The following is a 14,728-nucleotide window of genomic DNA, read 5'->3' on the forward strand; positions in this document are numbered from 1 at the left end:
CGTCTCGAACCATCCGGCGCGCCCCGGTCCTCAATCCTCTTCGCTACCGCTGGGGCTGGTGATGAGGACAAGTTGGTGCAGAGCCTCTTCCCAGAAGGCCACGTCCACCGTCACGCCCTGGCGCTGGGCCTGATGGCGGAAGCGGACGATCCGTTCGAAGGGGTGGGGCAGCAGCACGGCGGCCAGGACGGCGGCGCTGAGGGGGCGTTCGCGGATGCCGATGGGGCGTCTGTCCTGCGCGGCACTCTTGCCGCGCAGCCGCTCCAGGAATTCCGCATCGCTCATCGGCGGCTGCATACCCGCCGCCGCCGTTGCAACGGTGTCGCCGAAAAGCGCCACCACGGTTGCCTCCGGCACCGCCTCCCGGTGGCTGTCCGTCGACGTCCCGTCCGGCGGTCCGAAGTCTTCGCTCATGTTTACCGTCCCTCAATGTCTGGCCTTCCCACCTGCCAATGTCGCGCGCAACGCAAGCATTGGATTCGATTTTAGGGAGAATCCGCAGCAGAGAGAACCGCTCGTCTCAGTTAAAACTTTCCAAAAGCGAATTATTTCTTTCGAAAATGAAAACTCACTTCTTCTCTTCAAAACAGTGTTTGAACTCATAATGTAAAACCACTTGCGCTTGCCACAGGCTGGCGGCATTTCTCGCAGGGGATGATCACAGGTGAACAGTGCCGCGCGGCGCGCGCCCTCTTGCGTTGGAGCCAAGGCGACTTGGCGGAGCGGACCAGCATAAGCACCGTGACCATTCGCAACTTCGAACTGGGCCGGAGTGTTCTGAAGGAAAGCACAGCACGTCTTGTGCGGTTTACCTTTCAGGAGGCCGGCGTGGTCTTTCTCGACCCCGACGACGAGGGCCCCGGCGCCCGCCTCGCCAAGCCGGTGGACTGAGTCGCGCCTGCGGCCTTACGGCGTCTCCGCCAACTCGAACTGCACGATCAGCGTGCGCTGCAGGGCATTGAAGTTGTCGTCGGAGATGAGGGTGAGGCGGGTGGCGCCCGCCGGCGTCTGGTGGACGGCGATGCCCTCGAAATTGTCGACCGTGAGCGGCAGGCGCAGCTCGGCGATTTCCCGGCCGGTCAGCACCGCGCCAGGGCCGATCGCCGCCGCCGGTATCAGGCGCAGCCGGATGCCGACCCCACCCAGGAGGGTGAAGCGCCGCTCCAGCAGCAGGACGTCCCCGCCGGGCAGCAGGGCGGCGCCGGTGGGCCGGAACAGCCCCGCCGGCTTCAGCGCCAACTCGGCCCAGCCTTTGCCCTCTTTCCAGCGATAGACGGCGTAGTTCTCCGCGCCGTTGGCGGCCGACGCCGCCTGGCTCTCGGTGAAGGCCAGCAGCCGCCCGTCGGCCAGCGCCACCAGGGCCTCGACACCGGAGTTGAGAGCGGCAGCGGCGAGGCGCGGCGGCGCGGCGAGCGCCTGTGGAGGACGAACAAGGTCGTCGCCGGACGGAAAGAGGCGGAAGCGGTGGTCGCGTTCGTAGCCGACCACCAGGCCGCCGCCGTCGGGCAGGCGGGTCAGCGCTTCCGCATCCTGGCGCCGCTTGCCCTGCAGCGGAGCGCCGTCGACGCCCCGCAGATGCCCGAAGCGCGTCGCGGTCATGCCGGAGAGATGGCCGGTGCCGTCATAGCTGAGGGTCGCGCTCAGCCAGCGCCCGCTGTCGCTGACGGCGAGGATCTCGCGGCCCGCAGGGTCGATCACCAGATCGGACAGTCCGCCGAAGGCGCGGTCGTCGGTGGTGACCACCAGGCCGCCGCGCCAGATCAGCGCGCCGACGGTCTGCTGCGCCTTGTCCTCCGGGTTCAGCGGCAGGGCGCGGACGCTGAGGTTCAGGGCGCCGACCGCGCCCTCCGCCGGGCGCACGAGCGGCGGCGCCAGGACGGCGATGAAGAGCGCAGTCAGGACGGGCGCGATCAGGGCCAGGGCGATGAACAGCGGCGCGGGGCCGGAACGCAGAGGTCTCACGCGTGATCGTTTCCTTGGCTGCTGCACGGCGCCGGCCATCGCCGATCCGGACCATCAAAAGGCCGCGAGCGCCGCTCGTCCGGAGCGGGCTCTCGATCTATAGTCTGTCGGCTCTATATCGCTTTTCAGGTAACCGCGGCCAGATCAAGCTCGACTACCGCCCCTGGCTAATTGCAGATCTGGGCGATTTCATGATCGATCGAGGGAGAACAGACATGCCATCCGTTGCGCGCCGTCAGGTGCTGACCTCTCTGGCGGGGATTCCGCTGGCGACCATTCTGGCCAACCCCCAACTGGCGCGGGCCGCCGCGGCAGGGCTGGAGGAGGTCTCCATCACCACCGCGGGCGGCCGCGAAGTCACCGCCTCCCTGGCGCTGCCGGAGACCACGCCGGCACCGACCATCGTGGTGATCCACGAGTGGTGGGGCCTGAACGACCAGATCAAGACGGTGGCGGCGGAGTACGCCAAGGAAGGCTTCGTCGCGCTGGCGGTCGATCTCTATGGCGGCCAGCTGGCCGACGATCCGGACGGCGCCCGCGCCCTCATGCAGGCCACCGACCCGGACGAGGCGACCGACAGCCTCACCTCCTGGATCGCCTGGCTGAAGCAGCACCCCAACAGCACCGGCAAGGTCGGCACCGTCGGCTTCTGCTTCGGCGGCGGCTGGTCGCTGAACGCCTCCATCGCCGCCCCGGTGGATGCCACCGTGGTCTATTATGGCCGGGTCAACCGCCCGGCGGAGGATCTGCAGAATCTGGCCGGCCCCGTGCTCGGCCACTTCGGCACCGAGGACGCCTTCATCAACGAGGCCATGGTCGGCGGCTTCGAGGCGGAGATGGCCAAGGCCGGCAAGACCTTCGAGAACCACTGGTACGTCGCCAACCACGCCTTCGCGAACCCGTCTTCGGCGCGCTACGACGAGGAGGACGCGGCGCTGGCCTGGAGCCGCACGCTGACCTTCTTCAAGAAGCACCTGGGGTAGATCCCCCTCTCCCCGCTGGGGAGAGGGTTTGTATTGTGCGGCGCCGCCGTTGCCATTCCGTCTCCCCGTGCGGGAGAGGGAGGGTGGGGGGACTCTCGCACCCTTTGCAGTCATGCCCGGGCTTGTTCCGGACAGCCACCCTTCGAGACGCCGCTGGCGCGGCTCCTCAGGGTGAGGCCGTTCTCTTCCTCATGCTGAGGAGCACCCGTAAAGGGTGCGTCTCGAAGCATGCCGGGCTGCTGCTCCATCGACCCCCAAGAAGCCAAGGAAGGGCAAAGCCCTAACGTGACAAAAAAGCCCTGACGTGACAAAGCAGTGTTGGCGGAAAGATCAGCGCGGAGGCTTGCCTACCGTCCGGCCGCACGGCGGCGGCGCGGGGCGGGCTGGGCGATGGCCGGGCCCTCTTCGTCGAAGAGTTCGGCCAATTTTTCCATCACCGTGCCGCCGAGTTGCTCGGCATCGACGATGGTCACGGCCCGGCGGTAGTAGCGGGTGACGTCGTGGCCGATGCCGATGGCCAGCAGTTCCACCGGCGAGCGGTTCTCGATATAGCCGATGACGTCGCGCAGGTGGCGCTCCAGATAGTTGCCCGGGTTCACCGAAAGGGTGGAATCGTCTACCGGCGCGCCGTCGGAGATCACCATGAGGATGCGCCGCTGTTCGGGCCGGCCGATCAGCCGGTTGTGGGCCCAGAGCAGGGCCTCGCCGTCGATGTTCTCCTTGAGGATTCCTTCGCGCAGCATCAGGCCCAGGTTCTTGCGCGCGCGGCGCCAGGGGGCGTCGGCGGGCTTGTAGACGATGTGGCGCAGGTCGTTGAGGCGCCCCGGCGTCGATGGCTTGCCGGCGGCGATCCAGCGCTCGCGGGACTGGCCGCCTTTCCACATGCGCGTCGTGAAGCCGAGGATCTCGACCTTCACGCCGCAGCGCTCCAGGGTGCGGGCCAGAATGTCGGCGCTCATCGCCGCCACGGTGATGGGCCGCCCGCGCATCGAGCCGGAGTTGTCGATAAGCAGGCTGACCACCGTGTCGCGGAAATCCGTGTCGCGCTCCTGCTTGTAGCTGAGCGAGTGCATGGGATTCACCACCACCCGGGCGAGGCGCGCGGTGTCGAGGATGCCTTCCTCCAGATTGAAGTCCCAGGCGCGGGTCTGCTTGGCCAGTAGGCGGCGCTGCAGGCGGTTGGCGAGACGTGCGATCACGCCCTGCAGGTGCGCAAGCTGCTGGTCGAGCAACTGGCGCAGGCGGGTCAGCTCGTCCGGGTCGCAGAGCTCGTCGGCCTCGATGGTCTCGTCGAACTCCTGGGTGAAGGCACGATAGGCCTCGTTGTCCGGCGCGTTCTGGCCGAAGAGCTCGGGCAGCTGGCCCGGGCGGCCCGGGTCGTCCTCGCCCTCGCCCTCCATCATCTCGGCATCGGATTCGGCGGTCTGCGGGTCGCTGGTCTCCGCCTCGCTGCCGTCGCTGTCCTCGCCGTCGAGGGTGGTCGGCGTCTCGGCGGACTCGTCGCCGTCGGTCTGGGTGCCGCTGTCGTCCTGCTCGCTCTCGTCCTGCTGCTGCTGGTCCTCGTCGTCGTCCTGCTCCAGCTCGTCTTCCAGGCCGATGTCGATGTCCAGGTGGCTCAGCATGTCGCGCACCTTTTCGGCAAAGGTCGCCTGATCCTCGGCGCGGCTGGCCAGCTCGGCGATGTCCTGGATGATCTCCGGCCCCAGCACCGGGCGCCAGAGGTCGACCAGGGAGCGTGCGGCCGGCGGTGGCGGCATCCCGGTCATGGCTTCGCGGGCCAGGAGGCGCAGTGCCTCGCAGAGCGGCGCGTCCTCGCGGCTGGCGGCGCGGTTGAGGCCGCGGTTGCGGTACTGCTCGGTCAGCGCCGCGTCCAGGTTCTGGGCGACGCCGCACATGCGGCGCATGCCCAGCGCCTCACAGCGCGCCTGCTCGACGGCGTCGAAGATCTCCCGCGCTTCCTGCGTGCGCGGACGGCTGGAGGCATGCAGGCCGCCGTCGTGGTGGCGCAGGCGCAAGGCGGCGGCGTCGGCCTCGCCGCGCACCAGGGCCGCGTCCTCCGCCGGCAGGTTGCGCGCCGGCAGAGTGACCTTCACCTCCTTGCCCACCAGGCCCTGGCCGCGCGGGGCGAAGTTCACGTTGACGTCGTCGCGCTCGGCAATGGCGCGCACCGTCGCCGCGGTGGTGCGCCGGAAGAGGTCGAGCGGGTTTTCCGGCTGACTCATCGGCCTACCTGCCCTTCGTTCCCTGCCGCGGGCTGGAGCCGTCTCGACGCGAGGCGAACATCATCTAGGCCAGCGTCGCCTTGACCCCGGACTCCGGCAGGTCGCTGCCGAAACAGCGCTGGTAGTACTCGGCGACGACGGGCCGCTCGATCTCGTCGCACTTGTTCAGGAAGGTGACCCGGAAGGCGAAGCCGACATCGTCGAAGATTTTGGCGTTTTCGGCCCAGGTGATGACGGTGCGCGGGCTCATCACGGTGGAGATGTCGCCGTTTACGAAGCCGCTGCGCGTCAAGTCCGCCAGGGAGACCATAGCGGCAATGCTCTCGCGCCCCTCGGTGGAATCGTAGTCCGGGCACTTCGACAGCACGATGTCGGTTTCCTCGTCGTGCGGCAGATAGTTCAGGGTGGCGACGATGTTCCAGCGGTCCATCTGGCCCTGGTTGATCTGCTGGGTGCCGTGGTAGAGCCCGGTGGTGTCGCCCAGGCCGATGGTGTTGGTGGTGGCGAAGAGGCGAAAGGCCGGATGCGGGCGGATGACCCGGTTCTGGTCCAGCAGCGTCAGCTTGCCCTCGACCTCCAGAACGCGCTGGATGACGAACATCACGTCCGGGCGCCCGGCGTCGTACTCGTCGAACACCAGCGCCGTCGGCCGCTGCAGCGCCCAGGGCAGCAGGCCCTCGCGGAACTCGGTGATCTGCTTGCCGTCCTTCAGTACGATGGCGTCCTTGCCGACCAGATCGATACGGCTGATGTGGCTGTCCAGATTGATGCGGATGCACGGCCAGTTGAGGCGCGCCGAGACCTGCTCGATATGGGTCGACTTGCCGGTTCCGTGATAGCCCTGGACCATGACACGCCGGTTGTGGGCGAAGCCGGCCAGGATCGCCAGCGTGGTGTCGTGGTCGAAGCGGTAGGACTCGTCGATGTCGGGCACATAGTCGCTGGCCTGGCTATAGGCCGGCACTTGGATATCGCTGTCGATGCCGAAGGTCTGCCGCACCGAAACCTCGATATCCGGGCCCTGCTCCGGCATTTCGCCAGCCTGGGCCGTAGGGTCTGCAGTCGCCATGAATTAGGAATTCCGTCGTTCAGTCATGAAAGCAAGATTGGGGGGTCGGACCTGCGCCCCCTCTGTTGAACATCACTAGAAGGCGGCCTTCAAGTCCGAATAAGCCAAGTTGATGATTTTCAGCCGTTCTTCCGCCGCGCTGTCGCCGCCGTTGCGATCCGGATGCAGCTCCTTGGCCAGGGTCTTGTAGCGGGCCTTGACCTCCTGCAGGGAGGCGTTTGGCCCCAGGTTGAGCGCCGCCAGCGCCTTGGCCTGCTTGCTGTTGGGCGGAAAGCGGCCGCTGCTGGCGGCAGTCTCCGCCGCCTCCTCCGCAAAAAAGCCGAAGTCGTCGCGGAACTGGCCGGCCGTGGTCCCGTTGCGCGCCTTCTCGCGCCCGGAGAACGGCCAGGAGGGCCGCTGCCATACCGCGTCGCGGCGGCGGATCTGTTCGATCGATTCCTCGCTCAGATCCTTGAAATAGTCCCAGGCCTGGTTGTACTCGCGCACGTGTTCCAGGCAGAACCAGTAGTAGCTGTTCAGCGACTCGCGCGAACGCGGGGCCCGGTGCAGGCCCTCGGCCTCGCAGCCCGGCCGGTCGCAGCGGCGCTGCCCGCTGTCGCTGCCGTCCTGGTGCCCGAAAGCGCTGTTTTTGCCCGGTTGGATCATCACGCGAAGTATGAAGATGGCGTCATCGGGGCGCAAGGCAAGGCAGGGTTGCCGAGTTAGCGGTTGCCTTGCGAAACGGGGGCTGCGCCGCGCTCCGGCAGGTTCACCAGGGCCATGCCGCCGAGGATGAGGGCGAGCCCGCCGATCAGGGTCGCGGTCATGGCCTCTCCCAGGAAAAGCGCCGAGGACAGCACGCCGACCACCGGCACCGCCAGGAACGACAGCGACGTGGTGATGGCCGGCAGGGCGCGGGTGACCGCGACCGAAGCCCAGAAGCAGAAGGCCGTCGCGATGGGTCCGTTGTAGATCAGGGCGCCCAGCATCTCGGGCGTCCAGGAAACTGCGCCCCAGTCTTCCCGCAGCCAGGAGAGAACGGTCAGGGGCGGGACGGCGAGCAGCATCTGCCAGGGGGCGAGCTGCAGGGGGGAGGAGTCCCAGTCGTGGGCGCGCACGTGCAGGATGCCGATGGACCAGGCCACCGCCGCGCCCAGCAGATAGGCGTTGCCGATGAGCGCTTGGCGGTCGCCCCAATCGAAGCCCAGGGGATTGAACAGCACGGCGACGCCGCCGAGCCCGAGCGCCAGCCCGACCAGCTTGCGGCCGTTCAGGACCTCTCCCAGCAGCCAGACCGCCGCCGGAGTGACCCAGAGCGGCGTGGTGTAGGCGAGGATCGCCGAGCGCCCGGCGTCCACGTAAAGCAGGCCGAAGTTGATGAGGGCGACGAAGCCGATCATCTGCACCACGCCGATGGACAGCACCACGGGCAGATCCCGGCGCGTCGGCAGGGACAGGCGGCCGAGTGCCGCCAGCAGGACGAAGAAGCAGAGCACGCCCAGGATCATGCGCGCTGCGGCGAACCACAGCGGCGGCATGAATTCCAGCCCGACCTTGATGATCGGCCAGTTGGCGCCCCAGAGCACGACGAGGGCCAGCAGCAGCAGGCGGGCGGCGTTTGGGCTCAGGGGGGCGGGGCTGAGGCGGGCGGGGCTAAGGGGGCTGTCGGACATGGCGCCACGTTGACAGAGCGTGGGCGCGGTCACACCTTCAGGGTTGTCGTACCACCTGAAGGAGCGGGCCCTTGGCTGTTGCAGAGACTATCGAGCGGAAACTGACGGCGGCTTTGGAACCGCAACGCCTTAGGATCGTTGATGATTCGGAAAAGCACAAGGGCCACGCCGGATACCGGGAAGGCGGCGAGACCCATTTCCGGGTCGAGGTGGTCTCCGAAAGCTTCGCGGGCCTCAGCCGCGTCGCCCGGCAGCGCAGGGTTTACGAGATCCTCAAGGCGGAAATCGATGCCGGCCTGCATGCCCTGCAGCTGAAAACGCTGACGCCCTCGGAAGACGAGGCGGACGCGGGCCGCCGCCGGCGCAAGGGCTAGGGCCGGGGTCTGAGACCGGGGTTAAGGCTTCTGGCGCTGCGCGAGGATCGGCACGAAGCGCAGCAGGAACAGCAGGAAGCCGCCGGTCCAGGCCACCGCGGCGAGGTGCTTGAGCAGCATCGGATCAAGGCTCCAATCCGCCGCGACGCGTACTGCGGCAGAGAGAAAGACCAGCCCGAAGGCCAGCGTTGTCGCGCGGTCGGCGGTGAGCGCCCGGCCGGAATGACCCAGGCTGGCCCGGCTCATGACCGCCAGGGTCATGAGACCGATGCCGCCGGCGCCGAGCGCGTGCAGGCCCTGCTGCGGCAGAACGAGGGTCGGCGTCAGAACCGACAGCGCCAGCAGCGCAAAGCCCAGCGGCAGCCATAGATAGGCCAGATGCAGCACCAGAAGCAGCGGCTCCGCCAGGGTGGCGGCGCCGCGCCAGCGCGCCAGACGCCACAGGTTGGCCGCGCAGGCCGCCGCCAGGGCCCAGCCTGCCGCCAGCCACTCCGGCTGGGCAACCCAGGCCGCCAGCGCGATGAGACTGACCGCGAGAACCGCCTTGTCACCGCGCCCGAAGGGCCTGGGCAGGGCAGTGGCGGCGCGCTTCTTCAGCCAGTTGGTGGTGAAGCTGGGGATAATGCGCCCGCCGATCAGCAGGATCATCATCGCCGCCGTCGCGAAGCCGAGCCGCAGGCCGGTCTCCGCCGGGCCCAGCAGAAAGACAACCTGGGCCACGGCAAGCGCGGTGACCAGCAGGCAGACCGGCAGGTTGCGGCGGTTGCCGGCGGCGGCCACCTCGCGCCAGACCACCGCGGCCATGACCGGCAGGAAGATGAGCGCCACGGCGGTGCCGACCGGACCCTCGGCATCGCTCAGCATGGCGATGCGTCCGGCCACCCAGAGGCCGAACAGGGCCATCAGCGGGCCGCCGGAAATGGGCAGCCGCCCGGTCCAGTTCGGCACGGCGGTCAGCAGAAAGCCCGCCAGGGCGGCCCCCAGGTAGCCGAACAGCATCTCGTGGCTGTGCCAGGCGAGCGGGTCTGGAACCCCTGGCAGGGTGAGGACGCCCGCGAACTGAAGCATCCACAGCGGCAGGGCCGTCGCGGCCAGCAGGCCTGCGGCCAGGAAGAACGGCCGGAAACCCTGGGAAAACAGAAAGACACCGGTCTGATCACCGCGGGCGCGACGCGATGTCGCTGCCGGTTCCGCGGTCCCGGGTTTGCCGTCTCCGGCCGGCTTTGCTAGTGCTGCGGTCATGACAGGCGATGGTCGGCAGCGGCCCGCGCCAAGTCAACCGGCCGGATTGCCGCAGGCCCGCGCAGAGCGCGCCCTGGCCTGGCCGGGAGCCGCACAACAGCATCGGCGACGGGCCGTTCATGATCGAATTTGCGCTGGCTATCCTTGTGTTTCTCGGCGCCCATGTGCTGCCCGCGGCGACGGGGCTGCGTGGTGCGCTGATCGATCGGATGGGGCGGCGGCTCTATGTCGCGGCCTATTCGCTGGTGTCGCTGGCCACCATCGCCTGGGTCATCGTCGCGGCCGGCAGGGCGCCCTATCTGGAGCTCTGGCCGCCCAGCGGGTCTGCGGCCCTGGTGCCCTTCCTGGCGATGATCCCCGCTTCGCTGCTGTTCGCCGCCGCGGTCCTGCGGCCCAATCCGCTGTCGGTTTCCTTCCGCGGCGGCATCACCGATCCGCAGAACCCGGGCCTGCTGGCCCTGACCCGCCATCCGATTCTCTGGGCGTTCTTCTTCTGGGCGGCGGGGCACCTCGTGGCCAACGGCGATGTGGTCTCGGTGGTGCTCTTTGGCGCGCTTTCCGCGTTCAGTCTGATGGGCATGCGCCGCCTGGAAAAGCGTGCCGCCCAGCGCCTTTCGGCGGAGGACCTCGCAGCCGCCATGGCCGTGGCGGAGGGGCCGTTCACGGCGCGTCTGGCCCGCGCCTTGAGCCTGCGCACGGGGGTGGAGTTACTCGCCGGGTTCCTGCTTTACGGGATCTTCCTTCATGTCCACGAAGCCGTCATTGGCGTCGACCCGCTGGCCGCTTTCTGAGGACTGCACCGCGGGCGCATCGGGGCCGGTGTAGAACGACGGCCAGGATTTCCTGACGATGTCGCCATCGCTGCGAAAGGCATAGCAGGTGTCGATCAGACCGGGCTTCTCGCCCGGCTTGCGCGCGTTCGCACGCCGCGCCCGCACCGGGTAGAGGGTCTGGAAGGCGACGGTGGCCATGGCCCCCAGCATCTCGATCAGATGAGTGCAGCCGTCGGCGGCGCCGATTTGCTTGCGCACCTGCTGGCGCCAGCCGGCCTTGATCTGGCAGCCGATGACGCGTTTGAAGTTCGGCGCCACGGCGGTGCAGACGGCAAAGGGGCTGTCGTCGGTGACCGCTTCGATATCGTGGACCACGAAGTCCTCGTCGATCGTCAGGCGGATCGACATGTCGTGCAGCGCCTCGCCCGGGCGGATTTCGCCGCGGTAGTCGTTGTCGAAGGCGTAGGTCTTGGTGTCGACGATCCGCCCTTCGATGTCCCAGAGGCCGTCACTGCGCTGATAGCCCTGAAAATCGTAGGTACGATTGTGCAGCTTGGTCCGTTCCACAGGGGGCGGGCTCAGGGGCATGACGGTCTTCCGCGGCAGCTGTTTGCAACAGGACCCGTGACTATAGAACCGGAACCCGGGGCGTCAACTCGGCCGGCATCCGCGTCGTTTCGGCCATGATCGCCGCAATTTCGCCTCAGAAGCGATCATGTCGCGCCTGCATCGCGCCGCAAATCACCTTCACAAGAGCGTTTGGCCAATCCGTGGACCACAGACCGATTTCGGGGGACCGACGATGGAAAAGGACAAGACCCTGCCTGGCTTTTTCATGCGCAACGCCGCGCTGCTGAAGATTGCGCTGCTGGGCCTGCTGGTGCTGATCATGACGGTGCCGCTGGAATACGTCTGGTCGGTGATTCAGGAGCGCGCCTACCTCAGCCGGTCCGTGGAACGGGAACTGGGCGAGAGCTGGGGGCGCGCGCAGACGATCGCAGGACCCGTCCTGCTTCTGCCGATCGAGGAGCCGCAAACCGTGAAGGTGCGCGCACCCGGCTGGACCGCGGTCCAGCCCGTCTATGTCGAGGAGCAGAAGTGGAACCGCCGCCACCTCTATGTCCTGCCGGAAGAACAAAGCGTCTCGGCAACCCTCGCCAGCCAGACGCGCCGGCGCGGGATCTACGAGGCGCTGCTGTACACGACCTCTTCCGAAACAAGGGGCGCGTTCCGCCTGCCGGCCGCCGCGGCGCTGCCGGTGAAAGAGGGCGCGCGCCTGCTGCTGGACGAGGCCAGGCTTCTCGTCCACATTGCCGACCTGCGCGGCAGCGCCAATGCGCCGCAGCTGCAATGGGGCGATGAACGGCTGCTGTTCGACGTCCGCAGTGCGCCTCTGCTCGGCGGCGGCGACAACCAGCTCTCCTGGATCGAAGCCCCTCTGCCGAAGCTCTCTGTCGGGTCAGGGCCGCTGGATTTCGTTTTCCGGGTCGATTTGAAGGGGAGCGGCGGGCTGCGCTTCGTTCCCCTGGGACGGTCCAGCGACGTCGCGCTCTCCGGCGACTGGCCCCATCCCAGCTTTGCCGGGATCAACCTGCCGACGGCCAGCACGGTCGAAAGCGCCGGCTTCTCGGCCGCGTGGCAGGTTTCCCATCTGGCGCGCGGGCTTCCACAGGTTCTGCGCGATGACAACGGCGGAACGGCAGCGCTTCTGGGGCAGGTCCGCTCAGGCGGCGTCGAGACGCGCCTGGTGAATCCGGTCGATTTCTATCTGAAGAGCGAGCGTTCGGTGAAGTACGGACTGTTGTTCGTGCTCGTGACCTTCGGGACGCTGTTCACCTTCGAAGCGCTGGGCCGCCGCCGGCTGCATGCCGTGCAGTACCTCATGGTGGGGGCGGCGCTCACTCTGTTTTTCCTGCTGCAGCTCTCGCTGGCCGAAGTGGTGGGCTTTGCGGCCGCCTACGGCCTTGCCGCCCTGGCCTGCGTTGCCCTGGTCACCCTCTACGCCGCCAAGATCACGACCAGCGGCGCGCGGGGCGTCGTGCTCGGCGGCCTGCTGGCCGGCATCTACGGCTATCTCTTCATCACCCTGCAGTCGGAGGACCATGCCCTGCTGATGGGCAGCCTGCTGTTGCTTGTCCTGCTGGCGGCGGCCATGTACGCGACCCGCAACTTCGATTGGTACGCCCTTGGGCAGCGTATGACACAGACGGCCTTGGAGAGAGAGGAGTCCGCAAAGGCCGAAGACGGTGCCGGCGCCGCCTAGAGCAGACCAAAAGCCGGCGCCCGGTTTCCCAGGCGCCGGCCCTCGGTTTCGATGTCGTCTCGCTGACGCGGACTGCGGCGTCAGCCGGTGCCGTAGCCGGTGTCGAAGATGAAGGCTTCGTGCTGCTGGAGATTCTCCTCCAGTTCCCTCTTCACGGCGGCATAGAGATCGCGGATCGAGACAATGCCGATCACATGGCCCGCGTCGACGACCGGCAGGTGGCGGTAGCCGGAGGCGCGCATCCGCTCCAGAACGTGCAGGGCGATGTCGTCCGGCGCCACCGTATCCGGGTCCGGCGTCATGACCGACTCCAGCCGGGTATTGTCCGGGTTCAGGCCCTGGGCCACCACCCGGGTCAGCACGTCGCGTTCGGTGAAGATGCCTTCCAGGTGCTCCGCCGTACCGACCAGGACCGCGCCGATGTGGCGTTCGGTCATCTTGCGTGTCGCGTCACGGACCGTGGTGCCCGCCGGCAGCACTTCGATGCGTTGTTTGTTGACGATGTCAGGAACAACCTTGCGCTGCATGGATTCCTCCCGCCTGCACGTTGATGGCCGCGCGACCTTTTGGTCTTTTCTTGGGACCAATTGTGAAGGGGCGCGGCAAAACCGTCAAGCGATGGGCTGAATCCAGGCTGTGACCGGCAGAAAGCCTGGCCTTGCGCCACTTCGGCCGCTCTCCGGCAGCTTTCCGGGCGCTACGCGCTATGCTGGTGGTCCCGGAGACGCGGGGGCCACCGGCTACTGGGCGGTTTCGGGCGGGGCCCCGGCAGGCCTCCCGGCCTCCGGCGCTTCGGTTTCGGGGGGCTCGGTGATCCGGATCGAGGTGATCTGGTTGCGCTTGCGCCCCAGAATCTCGAAATTCAACCCGTGGAAGGTGAAGATCTGGCCGGTTTCCGGGATGCGCCGCGCCTCGTGGAGCACCAGGCCCGCGATGGTGGAGGCTTCTTCGTCGGGCAGGCGCCACTCGAAGCGGCGGTTCAGGTCACGCAGGGTGACCTTCCCCTCGACGATGAAGCTGCCGGCACGCTCCATCTGCACACCTTCCATCTCGATGTCGTGCTCGTCGGAAATGTCCCCGACGATCTCCTCGAGAATGTCCTCCAAGGTGACGATGCCAAGCACCTCGCCGTACTCGTCGACCACGATCGCGAAGTGTTCGTGGCGGCTTCGGAAAGCCTGAAGCTGCGACAGCAGGTCCGTGGTTTCCGGGATGAACCAGGCGTCATTGGCGATGGCCACGACATCCAGGCCGTCCAGTTTGTTGCCGGCGGCCTGGACCGCCCGCAGCAGGGCCTTGGCGTGCAGCACGCCGACGATGTTGTCGGGATCGTCGCGCCACAACGGCAGGCGGGTATAGGGGCTCGAAAGGACTTCCTCGACAATCCGGGCCGGCGGCTGGTCGATATCGATGGAGACCATTTCCTTGCGATGGACCATGATCTCCTCAACCCAGACATCGCCCAGGTCGAGGATTGAGCGCAGCATTTCGCGCTCGTGCTTTTCCTCCTCGCCCTCGCCTTCGCCCTGGTGCAGGTCGATGGCGCCGCGCAGCTGCTCCTCGGTCGCCTCGGCGCTCAAGGTGTGGCGCACCTCGATGCCCCAGAGCGAGAGGGCGTTGCGGACGACCAGCTGAATGGCCACCGAGATCGGTTTCAGCAGGGCCACGATGACGTGGAGGATAGGCGCCACGGTAAGCGCCGCACGCTCGGCGTTCTGCAGGGCGTAGGTCTTGGGCAGCACCTCGGCGAAGATCAGCACCATCAGCGTCATGCCCAGCGTCGCGTAGACCACGCCGGCCTCGCCGAAGAGCGCGATCAGCACGCTGGTGGCCAGGGCCGAGGCCAGGATGTTCACCAGGTTGTTGCCCAGCAGGATCGCGCCGATCAGGTGTTCCTTTTCCAGCCAGAGCTGGTTGACCACGTTGGCGCGGCGGTTGCCGGACTGGGCGAGGTTGTGCAGCCGCGGCCGTGAGGCCGCCGTCAGCGCGGTTTCCGATCCTGAGAAGAATGCCGAAACGACCAGCAGCGCCAGAATGGCGCCGAGGGTTATGGCAATGTCCATGTCCATTGTCTGTCTGTTTTGCTGCGGGGTTGGTGGGGCTTGCTCTGGCTGAGGCTGTCGCTGGGGGCTCTAGCGTAAGGGGGGCCGGCTGGGACTCTAGCTGCCCAGGGTCGCGCGCGACGTCA

At 67.4% G+C, this 14,728-nt stretch carries 15 protein-coding genes; 5 read left to right on the plus strand and 10 right to left on the minus strand.

Annotation, left to right across the window (positions count from 1 at the left end; translation table 11 throughout):
- Positions 1-30: 30 nt before the first annotated feature.
- Entirely contained in the window at positions 31-414 is a 384-nt protein-coding gene (locus ACO06P_RS17145; RefSeq protein ID WP_420346442.1) for a hypothetical protein, read from the minus strand.
- A gap of 327 nt (positions 415-741) precedes the next feature.
- On the opposite strand from ACO06P_RS17145, the gene ACO06P_RS17150 reads away from it, so the two are divergent.
- Complete coding sequence (locus ACO06P_RS17150; protein ID WP_420346443.1) at positions 742-891, plus strand: hypothetical protein; 150 nt, start codon at positions 742-744, stop codon at positions 889-891.
- Between the two features lie 15 nt (positions 892-906).
- Here the strand turns inward: ACO06P_RS17150 and ACO06P_RS17155 are convergent, their stop codons facing one another.
- Positions 907-1,962 carry an esterase-like activity of phytase family protein gene (locus tag ACO06P_RS17155; protein ID WP_420346444.1) on the minus strand — a complete coding sequence of 352 codons (1,056 nt, stop codon included), beginning with the start codon at positions 1,960-1,962 and terminating at the stop codon, positions 907-909.
- Positions 1,963-2,177: 215 nt separating this feature from the next.
- On the opposite strand from ACO06P_RS17155, the gene ACO06P_RS17160 reads away from it, so the two are divergent.
- Positions 2,178-2,945 (plus strand): dienelactone hydrolase family protein, encoded by a 768-nt coding sequence (locus tag ACO06P_RS17160; RefSeq protein WP_420346445.1) that lies wholly within the window; start codon positions 2,178-2,180, stop codon positions 2,943-2,945.
- 347 nt (positions 2,946-3,292) lie between these two features.
- Here the strand turns inward: ACO06P_RS17160 and cobT are convergent, their stop codons facing one another.
- The 4 genes from cobT to ACO06P_RS17180 all read right to left on the minus strand — a co-directional run bounded on the left by cobT (position 3,293) and on the right by ACO06P_RS17180 (position 7,888).
- Positions 3,293-5,167, minus strand: coding sequence for a cobaltochelatase subunit CobT (gene cobT / locus ACO06P_RS17165; protein WP_420346446.1), 1,875 nt, complete (start codon positions 5,165-5,167; stop codon positions 3,293-3,295).
- A 64-nt stretch (positions 5,168-5,231) separates the two neighbouring features.
- On the minus strand, positions 5,232-6,236 hold the full coding sequence (gene cobS, locus ACO06P_RS17170; RefSeq protein ID WP_420346447.1) for a cobaltochelatase subunit CobS: 1,005 nt from the start codon (positions 6,234-6,236) through the stop codon (positions 5,232-5,234).
- 75 nt (positions 6,237-6,311) lie between these two features.
- A complete protein-coding gene (locus ACO06P_RS17175; RefSeq protein WP_420349657.1) occupies positions 6,312-6,881 on the minus strand; it encodes a J domain-containing protein in 570 nt (189 codons plus the stop codon).
- Positions 6,882-6,937: 56 nt separating this feature from the next.
- Positions 6,938-7,888, minus strand: coding sequence for a DMT family transporter (locus tag ACO06P_RS17180; RefSeq protein WP_420346448.1), 951 nt, complete (start codon positions 7,886-7,888; stop codon positions 6,938-6,940).
- Between the two features lie 71 nt (positions 7,889-7,959).
- Between ACO06P_RS17180 and ACO06P_RS17185 the strand changes: the two genes are divergently transcribed.
- Positions 7,960-8,262, plus strand: a complete 303-nt coding sequence (locus tag ACO06P_RS17185) for a BolA family protein (protein ID WP_420346449.1) — start codon at positions 7,960-7,962, stop codon at positions 8,260-8,262.
- Positions 8,263-8,283: 21 nt separating this feature from the next.
- Here ACO06P_RS17185 and ACO06P_RS17190 read toward each other — a convergent pair whose 3' ends face one another.
- On the minus strand, positions 8,284-9,504 hold the full coding sequence (locus ACO06P_RS17190) for an NnrS family protein (RefSeq protein ID WP_420346450.1): 1,221 nt from the start codon (positions 9,502-9,504) through the stop codon (positions 8,284-8,286).
- 119 nt (positions 9,505-9,623) lie between these two features.
- Between ACO06P_RS17190 and ACO06P_RS17195 the strand changes: the two genes are divergently transcribed.
- A complete protein-coding gene (locus ACO06P_RS17195) occupies positions 9,624-10,295 on the plus strand; it encodes an NnrU family protein (RefSeq protein WP_420346451.1) in 672 nt (223 codons plus the stop codon).
- On the opposite strand, the gene ACO06P_RS17200 is transcribed toward ACO06P_RS17195, so the two are convergent.
- Positions 10,212-10,865, minus strand: coding sequence for a DUF2889 domain-containing protein (locus ACO06P_RS17200; protein ID WP_420346452.1), 654 nt, complete (start codon positions 10,863-10,865; stop codon positions 10,212-10,214). The two genes, ACO06P_RS17195 and ACO06P_RS17200, sit on opposite strands and share 84 nt — an antisense overlap.
- Positions 10,866-11,079: 214 nt before the next feature.
- Between ACO06P_RS17200 and creD the strand changes: the two genes are divergently transcribed.
- Entirely contained in the window at positions 11,080-12,540 is a 1,461-nt protein-coding gene (creD, locus tag ACO06P_RS17205; RefSeq protein ID WP_420346453.1) for a cell envelope integrity protein CreD, read from the plus strand.
- An 80-nt stretch (positions 12,541-12,620) separates the two neighbouring features.
- On the opposite strand, the gene ACO06P_RS17210 is transcribed toward creD, so the two are convergent.
- Positions 12,621-13,067, minus strand: a complete 447-nt coding sequence (locus ACO06P_RS17210; protein WP_420346454.1) for a cyclic nucleotide-binding/CBS domain-containing protein — start codon at positions 13,065-13,067, stop codon at positions 12,621-12,623.
- Positions 13,068-13,280: 213 nt separating this feature from the next.
- Positions 13,281-14,609, minus strand: coding sequence for an HlyC/CorC family transporter (locus tag ACO06P_RS17215; protein WP_420346455.1), 1,329 nt, complete (start codon positions 14,607-14,609; stop codon positions 13,281-13,283).
- Positions 14,610-14,728: the final 119 nt, after the last annotated feature.

Source organism: Pelagibius sp. (assembly GCF_965227505.1).
Lineage (GTDB): Bacteria > Pseudomonadota > Alphaproteobacteria > Kiloniellales > Kiloniellaceae > Pelagibius.